At 50.2% G+C, this 15,150-nt stretch carries 15 protein-coding genes; 8 read left to right on the forward strand and 7 right to left on the reverse strand.

The annotated features are described in order from the left end of the window. Positions 1-18 precede the first annotated feature (18 nt). Positions 19-399, reverse strand: coding sequence for a BlaI/MecI/CopY family transcriptional regulator (locus VNQ80_RS01400; protein WP_325635623.1), 381 nt, complete (start codon positions 397-399; stop codon positions 19-21). Positions 400-601: 202 nt separating this feature from the next. Between VNQ80_RS01400 and bshA the strand changes: the two genes are divergently transcribed. The 5 genes from bshA (at position 602) to ffh (ending at position 5,768) form a co-directional block, all read left to right on the forward strand. Continuing rightward, positions 602-1,729 carry an N-acetyl-alpha-D-glucosaminyl L-malate synthase BshA gene (gene bshA, locus VNQ80_RS01405; RefSeq protein ID WP_325635624.1) on the forward strand — a complete coding sequence of 376 codons (1,128 nt, stop codon included), beginning with the start codon at positions 602-604 and terminating at the stop codon, positions 1,727-1,729. Positions 1,730-1,782: 53 nt separating this feature from the next. After that, a complete protein-coding gene (gene pyrH / locus VNQ80_RS01410; protein WP_325635625.1) occupies positions 1,783-2,490 on the forward strand; it encodes a UMP kinase in 708 nt (235 codons plus the stop codon). A gap of 36 nt (positions 2,491-2,526) precedes the next feature. Then, a complete protein-coding gene (gene frr, locus VNQ80_RS01415) occupies positions 2,527-3,090 on the forward strand; it encodes a ribosome recycling factor (RefSeq protein WP_325635626.1) in 564 nt (187 codons plus the stop codon). Positions 3,091-3,624: 534 nt separating this feature from the next. Next, entirely contained in the window at positions 3,625-4,314 is a 690-nt protein-coding gene (locus tag VNQ80_RS01420) for a zinc metallopeptidase (protein ID WP_325635627.1), read from the forward strand. 113 nt (positions 4,315-4,427) lie between these two features. Beyond that, positions 4,428-5,768, forward strand: coding sequence for a signal recognition particle protein (ffh, locus tag VNQ80_RS01425; protein ID WP_325635628.1), 1,341 nt, complete (start codon positions 4,428-4,430; stop codon positions 5,766-5,768). Positions 5,769-5,770: 2 nt separating this feature from the next. Here the strand turns inward: ffh and VNQ80_RS01430 are convergent, their stop codons facing one another. The 6 genes from VNQ80_RS01430 to VNQ80_RS01455 form a co-directional block, all read right to left on the reverse strand. Further along, positions 5,771-8,629: a carboxypeptidase-like regulatory domain-containing protein gene (locus VNQ80_RS01430; protein WP_325635629.1), complete on the reverse strand. Its 2,859-nt coding sequence runs from the start codon at positions 8,627-8,629 to the stop codon at positions 5,771-5,773. A 12-nt stretch (positions 8,630-8,641) separates the two neighbouring features. Next, entirely contained in the window at positions 8,642-9,763 is a 1,122-nt protein-coding gene (locus VNQ80_RS01435; protein ID WP_325635630.1) for a hypothetical protein, read from the reverse strand. Beyond that, positions 9,708-10,529: a hypothetical protein gene (locus VNQ80_RS01440; RefSeq protein ID WP_325635631.1), complete on the reverse strand. Its 822-nt coding sequence runs from the start codon at positions 10,527-10,529 to the stop codon at positions 9,708-9,710. Before VNQ80_RS01440 ends, VNQ80_RS01435 begins: the two co-directional genes overlap by 56 nt. Before the next feature lie 122 nt (positions 10,530-10,651). Continuing rightward, on the reverse strand, positions 10,652-11,272 hold the full coding sequence (locus VNQ80_RS01445; RefSeq protein WP_325635632.1) for a hypothetical protein: 621 nt from the start codon (positions 11,270-11,272) through the stop codon (positions 10,652-10,654). Between the two features lie 169 nt (positions 11,273-11,441). Continuing rightward, positions 11,442-12,272, reverse strand: coding sequence for a helix-turn-helix domain-containing protein (locus VNQ80_RS01450; protein WP_325635633.1), 831 nt, complete (start codon positions 12,270-12,272; stop codon positions 11,442-11,444). A gap of 66 nt (positions 12,273-12,338) precedes the next feature. Then, positions 12,339-12,749: a hypothetical protein gene (locus VNQ80_RS01455; RefSeq protein ID WP_325635634.1), complete on the reverse strand. Its 411-nt coding sequence runs from the start codon at positions 12,747-12,749 to the stop codon at positions 12,339-12,341. A 66-nt stretch (positions 12,750-12,815) separates the two neighbouring features. Here VNQ80_RS01455 and VNQ80_RS01460 point away from each other — a divergent pair, with 66 nt between their 5' ends. The 3 genes from VNQ80_RS01460 to VNQ80_RS01470 are packed head-to-tail and all read left to right on the forward strand — an operon-like array spanning position 12,816 to position 15,088. Beyond that, the gene (locus VNQ80_RS01460) at positions 12,816-13,418 is read left to right on the forward strand and encodes an NADH-quinone oxidoreductase subunit A (RefSeq protein ID WP_325635635.1); all 603 of its coding nucleotides are present in this window, start codon (positions 12,816-12,818) and stop codon (positions 13,416-13,418) included. Further along, on the forward strand, positions 13,415-13,918 hold the full coding sequence (locus tag VNQ80_RS01465) for an NADH-quinone oxidoreductase subunit B family protein (protein WP_325635636.1): 504 nt from the start codon (positions 13,415-13,417) through the stop codon (positions 13,916-13,918). Before VNQ80_RS01460 ends, VNQ80_RS01465 begins: the two co-directional genes overlap by 4 nt. Before the next feature lie 27 nt (positions 13,919-13,945). Next, positions 13,946-15,088 carry a 5-(carboxyamino)imidazole ribonucleotide synthase gene (locus VNQ80_RS01470; protein WP_325635637.1) on the forward strand — a complete coding sequence of 381 codons (1,143 nt, stop codon included), beginning with the start codon at positions 13,946-13,948 and terminating at the stop codon, positions 15,086-15,088. Positions 15,089-15,150: the final 62 nt, after the last annotated feature.

Here is a 15,150-nt window from a genome sequence, read left to right on the forward strand (position 1 = left end):
AACGATTAGGTTACGCCGTCACTTCTTTTTCGTCTTCGCGCTCTCCAGCAACTTCAATAGCTCATCCGCGTCGTTGAGGTCGAGTTTTTGCTCTTCCAAAAAGAAAGAGAGCATGTTTCTCGCGGAATTGTCGAAATAACCATGGAGCAACTTGCCTGTGGCAAACGTTCGGTATTCCTCTTTCGAAACCAGCGGGTAATAGCGATGGCTTTTACCGAATGCCTCATGCCCCACAAAACCCTTGGTTTCCAATATCCGCACAATAGTGGATACCGTATTATAGGCCGGCTTGGGGACTGGTAGCCTGTCTATGATCTCTTTCACAAAAGCCTTGTCCAAATTCCACAGCTCCTGCATGATCTGTTCTTCCGCACGGGTCAATTCTTTGAGTTCTTTCATTGATTTTTACCTTTTTAATTGTGGTCAACGACCTATTATTAACATATGAAGCACAAATTTAAAACTTATGTTTTAGTTTTGCAACTAATTAATTAGTTTTTTATTAGCGTGCTCGCTACATCATCAATCTTTTTACGTTCGGATGAACATCCCATCGGGAAATTTATCCGTACTTTGCCGGCAACAAATAAGACGGGAGTACATGAAAATCGGTATTGTATGTTATCCCACCTTTGGTGGAAGTGGTGTAGTCGCCACAGAACTGGGCAAGGCTTTAGCCGCCAACGGGCATCAGATTCACTTCATCACCTACAGCCAACCTGCCCGGCTGGATTTCTTTTCGGAGAATCTTTACTACCATGAGGTAACGATATCCAAATATCCATTGTTCGATTTTCCACCTTACGAGCTTGCATTGGCCAGCAAGCTGGTAGATGTGGTTCGATTTGAGAAACTGGATGTGCTGCATGTGCATTACGCCATCCCTCATGCTTCCGCGGCATTTATGGCCAAGCAGATACTGGCCACTTACGGCATCAACATACCGGTGGTTACCACATTGCACGGTACGGACATTACGCTCGTGGGCAAAGACGCCAGCTACAGCCCGGTAGTCACATTCTCAATCAACCAGTCGGACGGGGTTACTGCCGTATCCGAAAACCTCAAAGCCGAAACGTTGGATCATTTCGACATCAAACGCGAAATCCGTGTTATCCCCAACTTTATTGACCTTGACCGTTTCAACCTCAAGCCACGGCAGCATTTCAAACAGGCCATCGCTCCGGGCGATGAACGCGTGTTGGTGCATACATCCAATTTCCGGAAAGTAAAGCGCACCACGGACGTCATCCGCATCTTTAAAAAAGTGCAAGAGAAAATTCCAAGCAAGTTGCTGATGGTGGGCGACGGACCGGAACGTACCGCGGCCGAACAATTGTCGCGGGAACTGGGCGTGGCTAACGATATCCGCTTCCTTGGCAAGCAGGATGCCATTGAGGAAATCCTTTCGGTATCCGACCTGTTCCTCATCCCCTCCGGCTCGGAGAGCTTCGGCTTAGCAGCCTTGGAAGCCATGGCCTGCAAGGTACCAGTCATCTCGTCAAACTCAGGCGGACTGCCCGAGTTGAACGTAGACGGTATAACCGGCTTCCTCAGCGATATAGGCGATGTGGATTCAATGGCGGCCAATGCCATCCACATCCTCGAAGATTGCGATCGATTGCAGCAGTTCAAGGAAGCCGCATTGAACAGGGCGAAGGATTTCCAGTTGGCCAACATCATGCCGCTATACGAACAGTATTACCGAGAAGTCATCACTGGCAGTTAAAAAATTTCTTTTATCTTTGGCGCTTGGAAGCCTCCTTCCAAGACAGCAAGAATATGAAATATAAGCGTATCCTACTCAAACTCAGCGGTGAGGCCCTCATGGGCGACCAGCAATACGGTATCGACATCAACCGCGTAGCCCAATACGCCAAAGACATTAAGGAAATCCACGCCAAGGGGATGGAAATTGCCATCGTTATCGGCGGGGGTAATATCTATCGTGGGCTAAGTGCCGAAAAGGCTGGGATGGACCGTGTGCAGGCCGACTACATGGGTATGCTGGCTACGGTGATCAACAGCATGGCCCTGCAGGACGCACTCGAAAAACTCGCAATAAAGACACGCCTGCTCACGGCTATCAAAATGGAACAGATCTGTGAACCTTTTATCCGCCGGCGGGCCGTCCGGCATCTCGAAAAGGGACGGGTGGTTATTTTCGGTGCCGGTACAGGAAACCCTTATTTCACCACCGATACAGCCGCCTCGCTCCGCGCCATCGAAATCAATGCGGATGTGGTGCTTAAAGGCACCCGCGTGGATGGTATCTATACGGCCGATCCGCTTAAAGACGCGTCGGCCACCCGGTTTGACGAAATCACATTCCAGGACGTGTACAACCGCGGACTCAGTGTGATGGATATGACAGCCTTCACACTGTGCCAGGAAAACAACCTGCCCATCATCGTTTTCGACATGAACAAGCCCGGCAATCTAGCCCGGTTAGCAAATGGCGAACATGTCGGTACGTTAGTACGAGAATAACTATCTTTGTGACCAACCCATAATAAACACATAATCATGGACGAACTGATATCCCTACAATTGGAAGACAGTACCGAGCAGATGACCAAGGCGGTAGCGCACACCGAGTCGGAGCTCACCAAAATCCGTGCAGGCAAGGCGATGCCTTCCATGCTCGATAGCATACACGTGGATTACTATGGCACAGCCACACCACTGGCGCAGGTGAGCAACATCAATACACCCGATGCGCGTACCCTGGTGGTGCAGCCTTGGGAAAAAACCATGCTTACTCCCATCGAAAAGGCAATCCTCGATGCCAACATCGGTTTGACACCACAGAATGATGGCAGCATCATCCGCCTCAATATTCCACCGCTTACCGAAGAGCGCCGCCGCGACCTCGTACGGAAAGTAAAGGATGAAGCCGAAAAAGGGCGCGTGGCCATACGCAACATCCGCAAAGACGCCAACGACACCATCAAGAAAATGAAAGCCGACGGCGTATCGGAAGATGAAATCAAAGCCGGCGAAGCCGAAGTGCAGAAACTCACCGACAAATACATCGCCAAGGTAGACCAGTTGGCCGAAGCTAAGGAAAAAGATATCATGACGGTTTAGTGTGCCGCCCCCACTTTCTGTTCGTACCTGATTCGTATTAACTTCGTACCTGCTCCTTGCCAATGAGGCGACTCGACAATGGTTCGACTCTTGTTCGCCAGTGGTTCGAGACTGCTTCGCTATGCCTGCACCCTGTGAGCACGGTAAGTGCACGTTGAGTCCACGTTTTTACGGTAAAAACGTGGATACACCCCGGACTCAGCATAGCCACAGCCCGGTTTCATTCCGAAGTAGCCTCGAAGCAGCCTCGAAGCAGTTACGAGCGAAAGACGAACGAACCCGCCTACCCCTAAATTTAAGTGCGCCGTGCAACTTTGTCATTATAATTACGTAAAACGTCCGACGGATTTGCAGGCAGAAAAGGGAATTTTTATATTCGTAACGACCGAAAACGCCATATCGTCAGCGAAATGCGTTCGGTATATTTTTTGTCTAATTGGGTTGGAAACAAGTGAATAAAGCAATCCCCCAATACGTTACAACGAATCGGGGGAGCAAATAGCGAATAAACAAACAGCAAAAAACAACGATATTATGATAGGTTATTGGATTATTTTCGGCGGTATCATGCTGGTCAGCATGATTGTGCAGTGGCGCTTTAAAAGCAAATTCAAGAAGTATTCGGAGACCCCGCTGAGTAGCGGGATGACCGGTAGAGACGTAGCAGAGAAAATGCTGCACGACAACGGGATTTACGATGTACAAATCATTTCGGCACAGGGCCGGCTGAGCGACCATTACAACCCAGCCAACCGGACGGTTAACCTGAGCCCCGAGGTATACAGCGGCCGCAGTGTTGCCGCAGCAGCCGTTGCAGCGCACGAATGTGGCCACGCCGTGCAACATGCCAGGGCATACTCCTGGCTGCAGTTTCGCTCGGCGATGGTACCCATCGTAAGTGTGGCGTCCAACCTGGTAACTTGGGTACTGATGATTGGCGTACTGATGATGATATTCGCCCACAATCCGTACATACTGGCCATCGGTGTGGCGGCATTGGCCATCACCACCATATTCTCGTTTGTAACGCTGCCCGTAGAATTCGATGCCTCCAAGCGCGCATTGGCGTGGCTCGACAGTAACAACATTACCCACAGCAGCGCAGAACATGCAGGCGCAAAGGACGCGCTATGGTGGGCGGCAATGACGTACGTAGTGGCAGCACTCTCGTCATTGGTAACCCTGCTCTACTACGCCAGCATGCTGCTGGGCAGAAGGGAGTAACGTTCCTTCTATAATTAAATAGGTGAGTCCGCCTTCCCCTCGGGGTGGGCGGACTATTTTTATAACAGATTTCGTACCTTTGCACCTCGTTCAATTTTATTTTACAACTGACGATGTTTCAGAACCTACAGGATAAGCTAGACAGAGCCTTCAAGGTATTAAAAGGCCAGGGAAATATTACCGAAATAAACGTAGCGGAGACCATGAAGGAAATCCGCAAGGCATTGCTCGATGCCGACGTGAACTACAAAACCGCCAAGGCGTTTACCGATGAGGTGAAACAGAAGGCACTGGGACAGAACGTGCTGACCAGCATCTCCCCGGGCCAGTTGCTCACCAAAATCATGAATGACGAGCTGACCGAACTGATGGGTGGTTCCACCACCGAACTGGACATTAGTAACAACCCGACGGTCATCCTCATTGCGGGTCTAAACGGTGCCGGTAAAACCACCTTCTCGGGCAAACTGGCCAAATACCTCAAGGAAACCAAAGGCAAGAAACCATTACTGGTGGCGGGCGACGTGTACCGTCCGGCAGCGATCGACCAGCTCGAAGTGCTTAGCCAGCAAGTGGGTGTACCGGTATATACCGATCGGGAATCCAACGACCCCATTGGTATCGCCCAAGCAGGTGTGGCCGAAGCCAAGCTGAAAGGTTATAACGTGGTCATCGTGGATACCGCTGGCCGTCTTGCTATCGATGAAGCGTTGATGAATGAGATATCCGCGGTAAAAGATGCGACCCGGCCGCATGAAATCCTCTTCGTGGTGGATGCCATGACCGGGCAGGATGCCGTGAATACGGCCAAAGCTTTTAACGACCGGCTCGACTTTACGGGAGCCGTGCTTACCAAGCTCGACGGCGACACGCGCGGAGGGGCAGCCCTATCGATCAAATCGGTCGTCAACAAACCCATCAAATTCATCGGTACCGGCGAGAAAATGGAAGCGCTCGACGTGTTTCACCCTGACCGGATGGCCTCGCGTATACTCGGTATGGGCGACGTGGTATCGCTCGTGGAGCGCGCACAGCAGCAGTTTGACGAGAAGGAAGCAGCCGAACTGCAACGTAAAATACGCAAAAACAAGTTCGATTTCAACGACTTCAAGAGCCAAATCCAGCAAATCAAAAAGATGGGCAACATGAAGGACCTCATGGGGATGATACCCGGTGTGGGCAAGGCTATGAAGGACGTGGAAATCGACGACGATGCGTTCAAGCCCATCGAAGCCATCATCAATTCCATGACGCCCTATGAGCGAGAAAACCCCGATGTCATCGACCAGAAACGCCGTGCACGGATTGCCAAAGGATCGGGTACCGAGCTCGTGGAAGTGAATAAACTGATGAAGCAATTTGGCGATATGCGCAAGGTGATGAAACAGATGTCTAATCCTGCGGCCATGGCCCGCATGATGCGGGGCGCACCGAAAATGCCGATGGGTAGATAAGATTAAGGCGACGAAAACCGCTTGATCTCCACTTTCTTTTCTTCTACCTTAAGCACGAATACCGGACCGGTGTTGATTTCATTGGCCTCCACAACCATATGCTGTGCAGGCACCTGCACATACACATGGGGTGGCATATTACTATCCAGTATACTGATTTCATAACTCCCTGCAGGCAGGAAAAGCACATACTTGCCCTGGCTGTCCGTAACCGTACGCCCAACATAGCCACTGGTGTTTTTCGCAATTACCGTAAATCCCGCCAACACCGCATCAACTTCAAAACTGATACGCTCGTCGTATTCGTACCGCACGCTACCCTCCATCGTACCCGCCTGTCGGAGGCCGATCGATGCCTGAAGTCGTTTGGAGGCAAGTTGGAAGACTTCACTCGGAGCATACCACCCTTGCTGCATAGGGATATTGATCTGCTGTGTACCGTAGGGAACGCGGTTATAGGCAATTTTGCCGTCGTTTCCGGTAACGAAAACCGAATTATTGATCATGACCATCGTGTTGGTTGCCGGTGTGTCACCTTGGTCAAAAACACCGTTGTTGTTTTTATCTTGATAAAGGAAAAGCTCCATGTTCCCCCTTTTTGGGAGAGTAGCGCTGCCTCCCCGAGGTAACGATTGGTGAATACCCATTTGGATATTAGCCATCGCTGAGCCCGCGTAGTAGGGTGTGCTATACTGATACAGTTGGCCCAAAAGAAAGAGCGCTGTCTTTTTTGTCGCCGCATATTGAATCCGTGCGTTGCCCATCCAGTTTTGGCCGGAGAAACTATCGTCATAATAGCTCAAACCGCCCGTTACTTGCAAGCGTTTATGCATAAAATCACGTTGTACCGAAGCCGATGCACCGAGCCGGTAACCTGTGCCCCGGTTAAAATACCGGTTATTTGCAGCCTCAATGACTGAAAAATTCCCACGCTGCAGGTTGGCATTGAAATTAAACCAACTGTAATTGTAGGCAAGATTAGCCCGCAACTGCCATTCCCCATCCGTCGCAACGGACGATTGCATGTGGCCACCCTCCAGCTGCACATACGCGAACTGCCGGTAATTTCGGCTCCGCCAATTGATTGCACTACTCAATCGATAAGCACGGAGATCCATTACCGGATCGGCATTATCCACGCCTCCCGCATAGTAATTTCCTTGTTCATATTCATGCAGCGGGGCCAACGAGAGGTTAACAAAGTCGGTCAACGGGAAAGACGCACCGAGTTCCGCTCGGGATATGAGGAAATCATTTCGATAAGAAAGCTGTTCCCCGAAATATTCCGGTGCATATTCATATAGGCTATAGGCTAGCCAAACATTGGCCCGGTTAACGGCCCGGTTAATGCGTTGGTTGAGCTGCAACGCACCCCGCCTCACACCGGGATAATAACCGGTACTGTAATAGTTGGTGCTACTAATGGTGTATTGTGCCACGCTTGCGTGCAATTGGAGGCCGGCAGCCAAAGCTGGCCGATAGTCATCGCCCTTATCGGTTCCGTAAAGCGGCCGTGTAAGCGCGGGGCCGAAATCAGCCACCAATCGGATGCGATCCTTCAACGCTTGCCGGAACAGGTCAAAGGTACTCATGTACAGAAAACTTTCGCTGTTGCCCAAGGGTAGCCGTTCGTAAACGGCGGTACCGATATACCGCTTTTTTTCCGGAATACCCTCGCCCAACCGAGTCCGAAAATATGTAGTGAAACCATTTCGGAAATCCGGACGGTAATCGGATCCAAGTAAATCGAATGTATGTTCCACTACACCAATTTCCACATGCTCCGACTTCAAAGAATCGGAAAAATAGACCTTTACACCACGTCCATTTACGAATGTTTCCAGGCTTTCCGCAATATTCCCAACGGTAATCCCCATATTACCACGCTCATAGTTCAACCATGTATTGCTCAGGAACGGACGGTGGTTCCAAGCGCCCCATTGGTATGCCAGCGTATTGAAATCGAGTTTCCCGCCAGCAAGTGGATAATTGCCCCGGGCAGCGAGCTGCCAAGAACGGCTTTCGGAGAATGGATTGCGGGCGATGAACGTGACGCGGTTAGGCTGGTAAGACCACAGATTGGTTGCCGCATGGGTAGGGTCTTCATATCGCCGGGTTGCGGAAGCGTTCTGCACGTTGACGGACGTATTCCCGAAAACGTCGCCATTCGCATACATCCCTGCGATGGTAATCGTAAAGCGTTCCATCCGCATCAACTCACGATCTATGATATACCCGAAAGCGATTGTCGTATCGGCTGACGGCAGCACCTCCGCTTCCGCAGCGGAAAATCGACGGGGCCCGTGCTGACTGGGCAGGGAAACAACCACGCGGACCCGTTCGGTTGTATTGCCGCCATTCCGAATGACCACGCGGACAGGCAACGAATCACCTACCTGCCGCATCAGCGCGTTGGTATTGATGGCATGTAGCCACATGAGTTGTTTGGGCTTGACAACCAATATCGTCAGGGCACTTGCCAATACATGACCGTCGGTACCCAAACATTGCATGGTGATTGGATACTCCCCCGCCGCTATGCTTTTTGATAACTGTAATTTAATCGGCACATACTGCCTGCTTTCCGGCGCCACGTGCACGCTTCCGCCACCGCTTCCCAATACGTGGATGCCGGTCGGCGAAATGATGCGTAACTGTCCGCCTATGGAGTCGGTTGTCCGATTCACAAAAGCGACAGTGAGCCCGACAATGTCGTCATTTGAGCCAGACACCAATGAGTCGACCGTAAGGCTATACCCCGGTTCTTGTAGGCCGGTTTGCTGCTGTACGGCCATAGCCAGCAAGGCGAACAAACTGAGTACGTTTGTTACCGCTAATGCACGTATGTAGCCAACCCACATCCTACCGCGGCTTTATTGGGGGAGCAACTGGTAAAGTACAACGGTGGTATACGTGCCTGACCTGGCCCTAAGTAAGCGTTCGTCATTTCCGGTCGTACGGTATACAATCGTGAAAAATTGCGGCGCCTCCCTGCCTGTATTGGCTGCAAACAGCACTTGGTAGCCATCCGATAAGGCGATTTCCGTATACTGGCCCGACGATGCAGGATTACTCCCAGGCTCGAGCCGTAGGTTGACTACCGAAACAGGCAACGTAGCCTGCCCACCGGCCAGCGAAGTCAGCTCCGGACCAATGGTCTTGACCGCCACCGAATAGCCAGTGTTTGCGTTGACTTTCAATCCATCTGGGTAAGTTGCCGTTACGCCGCCTACATAATTGCTCACGTTCCCGAACTCCAACGTGCCCTCACGCGCCGCACCGAGCACTTCCAGGCCATAAACGGGCTCTTCTTGGGGTGCGCCCGATAACGTTTGGTTTACTTGGATATGGTAAACAACGTCTTGATAACCCAACACACCGCCTGCTTGGCCGTACAGGGTAAACGTAATCGGCACCGAATACACAATCATCTGGTAGGCTGCACGGTTTTTCATCTGGTCGAGGTACGAGCCGCCCGCCACATGCATGGTGAAATACAAGTGAAACTGCATACTTCCGCCATACGGATTCTGATAGGCAATCGGCACATTGGATTCGGCAATTAGAACAGTTTCCCCAAGCGCATTGAATGGAATGGATGCCATACTGGCACCGATATCCGCCAAAGTAGGACTGTTGCCACTATCGTGGGTGAACTGGAAACGCAGCTTCTCTGCCGGAAAAGGGAGGCCCGAAACATTCTCCCCCGACACCGGCCTGATTTGACCATTGATCCGCGCACGGACCCCCCAATTAGGCTCGTTGATTTCCATTCCTTGATATTGGATATGAAACCGATGGCTTCCCTCCGGCGCCGTGTATCCGGCGTAGTCGGTTACGTTGAAGTATCCCCCACTGTACGCGTTAAACCGTAGCTGTGCCCAGGTAGCCGATGGCCAGCAGCTCAACAAACACCAGATTGCCCAGCCGAGAAACCACTTAATTTCCATGGGTAAATTCCAGTTCCGCAATCTTAACCGTATTTGCTTCTCCATAGTTTACAATCGCTGTGGCGATGTACTTTCCGGTTTCCAGATCTTTCGGCACTACCACGTACTTTTGCCGCCGGTCGCCCGGCATGGAATAGAACGACTCATCGGGGAGTACACGCTTGCCACCGGTGGTTTGATTAAGTAACTCCAAACTGATCCGGCCGTCGGCCCATACGTCGCCGTCGTTGTCAACATGCAATATAAGTACCGGCACGTCTTCTTTTTGATACCTGAAATTGGTTATTTCCAGGTTCGGACTGAAACTGCCGGGCAGGCGCTGGTACAGTTTAATTCCTGTTCGAACCGCAATGCGGATATTCGCACCTTGCTGGTCAACACCGTCACGCGGGTTGAGCTGCGTAACGTACAAAATCGCCGTATGTACGGGTATAGTGTCATTTTGATAGCCTACGGGAACAGTCATCTGCACATCAATCTCCTTACTTTCGCCCGGCGCGAGTGAAAAATAAGCTTCTGGAACCGAGAGCCAAGCCGCACAAGATGTAGCTAATGTCCCCGCCGGGTACATCAGGTTATCGCCATAGGTATCATATGCCCAGTCCTCAAATGAAACCGCCAACTCCAACGGATAGTCTCGACTCGGGTTACTCACCACCACCTTTTCTGTTTGGCTCTGGCCCGGCCCGATGACATAGTATACCCGTGGCGGACTGATGGAAATGCCCGTCTGGGCATATACTCCCAACATCCCAAATCCCATGAGGATAACAAAGGCAACAGCCATCGGCTTAATCAACTTATGTTTCATCTGTTTATTTTTTGTTCTTCGTGGTTAGCTGGAGCCTTTGATGGTTCATAGGGTAAATATAACAACAATGGGGTTGCAACCCTAATGGAAACAACCCCAACATGTGTTTGTTTTAATCTCGTTTATTCACTTACGATGGTGTAAACCACATTCACCGTATACTTGGTCTGCTTGTTCTGAAAGAGCTTATCCAAATAGGCCCCTTTTCCGGCAGCTTTGTATTCGACATCGTAGGCCTTGTCAACCACATTGGCGTTGTTGCTGTGATGAAAGAGCTCCGCACCGTACGTGCCGCTATTCATTTCGCTGATTTTCCGGGCATATGCATTTACGCCTGATTGGGCTAATCCCGTTACCATAACCGTGCTACCGTCAATCGTATTGGTATTTCCGCTTTCACCGACCAAATTCGGCGAAGAGGACTTCACATAGATTTTATAACCACCGCCAATATTCGTTACCCGAAGGTGGCCATTTGTCGTTGTGAAGCTCACACCGTTTTCATAGTCGGCCGCGGTTTCATAGACGAGATTAACTTGGTCGTGGCTTACCGTCAATGTACGCACCGGCTTCAAAATCACGTTGAGTGCAACCTGCGCCGGACTACCATTTCCCACAGGACCTACCTGGCCGCCACCCAGCCCCGTCGTTTGTGCGCTTGCCACGCCTGCAAAGGTGCTACCCGCTGCAACCAATACCGCTAAAACTACATTTTTCACCTGATTTTTTACACTGTTTTTCATGATGTTGTTACTAATAATATGTTTTGTATTTTTCCTTTTTTCTACAATTCCCTTAAAGGATAGTACAAAGGTATGGCGGGATGGAACGCCGAAAAATATGAAAAACAGTATATGAAATATGCGTTACAGCAGGTGTGTAGTAGTTTGCTTACATTTTGTAAACAGACCGCTACGAATAGCCTTGTTTACGAAATTCGGAAGGTCTTAATCCGGCGTTTTTCATGAAAAATGCACTAAAATTTTGCTCTCCACTGAAGCCGAGGGAAACACTGATTTCTTTTACACTTTTCTTGGTATAGATGAGCTGGCGTTTCGCCTTTCTGAGTACGTAATTGGTGATGACCTCTTTGGCGCCCATACCAAGCACTTGTTCTGTAGCCTTGGTTAAACGGCGTTCGGTAATATTCAATTGGTCGGCGTAAAACTTAACGGTTTTCTCTTCCACGAAATACTTAGCGATAAGCTCCTTATATTTTATCGATAGGAAATTGTCTTGGTCCTCCTTGTAACTCCCCATAGAAACCTGGTTGACCGTCATGGAACCCATGATGAGGATTTGTTCAACGAGGTTGTGCGCCAAATCCTTATTCACTTGCTCGTCGAGGCCGTTCTTTGCCTGATACAGCAAATATACCATGACCTTGCCATAGGCCACCCCTTCTTCAGGTAGCGCCATATAGTACACTTGGCTATAATCATTGAAAAGCGGGCTGTGCTGCAAAAAGTGTAAGTCGCGCTCGGACCGGCTGAAAAAGCGCGACGAAAAAAGCAACACATAGGTATCTTCGGTCATATCCTCATCAAACTTCGCTATCCGGTCTTGGCCGACGAACAAAACGGAATATGGAGGTAATTGAAATGCACGTTCGTCGATATGGTGGACCGTTCCGTTGGGGCCTGAAAAGATAATCGTGTAGACGTTTCGCCTTACGGAATCGAACATATCGGGAAGGTGTTCATGTAGCTTTTGTACACGGTAAATACCAAAATCAGTAGCCATAACATCAAAAAAGCAACAATTATACCACTCGGCTTATTCGGTACCGAAACGCAGAATAAGCGTGCATTAACGGACACTGATACTGTAAATCAGAAGTTGGCGGTCAGGATTTGCCGGCGTCTCCTTTTCGCGGCGTATACCTGGCTGGCCAACTATCTTTGACCAGTTGCCGGAAGCGATTTGTCCCATTACTTCATTTTTCAATATAACCAGCGAATCAACCGCAATACGGTTCACCGACACGCCATACACGCTCGTACCGAAGCCCATTACGTGTTCCTTTCGATAACCAGTCGTGGCACTATCCAGTGTCGTCAACCCCCGGTAGTCACTCCCATCCACACGGATGGTTTGGATTGGCTTCAACGTAATGCTGATACCCACAGCGCCCTGCTGCTGGGAATACCCGTCATGGGGCAACACCGATACTGTGGCAACCAAAAGAAGAAAAGCGGAAGCAGAACCACTTGCTTTCATAGGGACGCATTTACCTTTCGCAAGGTAAAAAAAATCCCATTAATAATTTTTTTATCTTTGCAAGATATGGATGACCCGGCGCAGCTAACCGAATTCGGAAAAATACTCCTTATTGGAGTGGCGGGTATCTTGTTGGTATTATTCACCTTACTGCTGGGCAACATGCTGTCGCCCAAGAAACCGACTGCCGAAAAGCTAAGTACTTACGAATGCGGAGAAGAGACCGTCGGAAATGCTTGGATACAATTCAATCCACGTTTTTACGTTATTGCACTTGTATTTCTGCTGTTTGATGTCGAACTGCTTTTCATCTTCCCGTGGGCAACCGTCTTTGGCCAATCCGAGTTGGTGGCAGCTGACGCCCGATGGGGCTGGTTTGCACTGCTGGAAATGGCCTTATTTGTAGGGATATTGATTATCGGTTTGGTATACGTATGGAAAAAAGGCGATTTGGAATGGATAAAGCCCAAGCCGGTCACCCCGCACGTGCAGGTGAATATACCTACATCGGCCTATGACAGATTGAACAGCGGCAGCTACCGTGTGCGGGAATTCAGCCCGGACAACGCAGCCCCGGCTATCGCGAAAACGACATCTCCCGGCGGTGAACCGAAAAAAAAGCCGGTTTTTAAGCCGGTATTCAGGAAACCCGGAACAACACCATCATGAGCATCGATAAACAATTGGAAAGCAACGGCGTTGTCATCGCCAAATTGGACGACCTGCTCAACTGGGCTCGGCTTTCGTCCATGTGGCCCATGAGCTTCGGTATCGCTTGCTGTGCCATCGAAATGATGGGCGCTATGGCGTCCACCTACGACTTGGATCGATTCGGTGTATTCCCGCGCCCCTCGCCACGCCAATCGGACGTGATGATCATCGCCGGCACGGTAACATTTAAGATGGCCGACCGCATCCGCCGACTGTATGAGCAGATGCCCGATCCCAAATATGTTATCTCCATGGGCTCGTGTGCCAACTGTGGCGGCCCCTATTGGCAGCATGGTTATCATGTGGTCAAAGGTGTGGATCGCATCATTCCCGTAGACATTTACGTGCAAGGATGCCCGCCTCGGCCCGAGGCACTCATCGGTGCTTTCTTGGAGTTACAGAAAAAAATAGAAACGGAACACATCGTAGCCGATAAACTGCGATCAACACACGCATAACCTTCAACGTATATTTCAATCTTCATCATGGCAAAAGATTTTTATGGCGAACTGAAATTGGGAATCCTCGGCGGCGGACAATTAGGCCGCATGCTGATCCAGGAAGCCATCAACTTCAACGTGAATGTACACGTGCTCGATCCGGATAAGAATGCACCTTGCCGCAACCTATGCAACCACTTCGCGCACGGCGCGCTGGATGATTTCGACACCGTTTATGCATTCGGAAAAGGACTCGACATGGTGACCATCGAAATCGAGAAAGTAAATGTAGACGCCCTCGAGAAACTGGAAGAAGAAGGGGTAGTTGTGTATCCGCAGTCGCGCGTAATCCGCCTCATCCAAGACAAGGGGCTGCAGAAGCAGTTCTTCAAGCAAAACGATATTCCCACGGCACCCTTCCAATTGATATCATCGAAAGAAAACCTGGCAAATACCGCAATTACGCTCCCTTATATCCAAAAGCTCCGTAAGGATGGCTACGACGGTCGGGGGGTGAAGAAAATCGTGAACCAATCCGATATCGGAACAGCGTTCGAGGCCCCAAGCCTCATTGAGCAGTGGATTGATTTTGAAAAGGAGCTAGCGATTATCGTGTCGCGGAACGACAATGGTGATGTGGCCGTTTTCCCTTGCGTGGAGATGGAGTTCAACCCCGAGGCTAACCTCGTAGAATTTCTGATATCACCTTCTACCCTGCCCTTTGAAACCCAGCAGCGGGCAGAACTTTTGGCCAAAAAAATCGCAGAAGATTTGCAGATTGTTGGCCTGCTTGCGGTAGAGCTATTCCTCACCCGAGAGGGGCAGCTGCTGGTCAACGAGTTGGCCCCACGCCCCCACAACAGCGGCCACCAAAGCATTGAAGGGAACTTTACTTCCCAATTTGCACAACACCTCCGGGCAATCTTCAACCTCGCTCCCGGCAGTACAGCCATACGCAGCAATGCCATTATGGTAAATCTATTGGGCGAGGCCGGTCATGAAGGGCTGGCCCGTTATGAAGGAATCGAAGAGATTCTGGCCATGGAGGGTGTATATTTACACCTGTATGGAAAGAAGTTTACCAAACCCTTCCGCAAGATGGGCCACGTGTGTATCATCAATGAAGACCGCGAGCGTGCCATTTTGATTGCGAGGGAAGTGCAACAAACACTTAAAGTGGTGACGTGATAGTTAGTTGATAGTTGATACCCTACCCGATTGGTGTAGTGAAATCGGGAAAAAGCAAATAG

The sequence above is a fragment of the Parapedobacter sp. genome (assembly GCF_035556095.1).
Taxonomy (GTDB): domain Bacteria; phylum Bacteroidota; class Bacteroidia; order Sphingobacteriales; family Sphingobacteriaceae; genus Parapedobacter.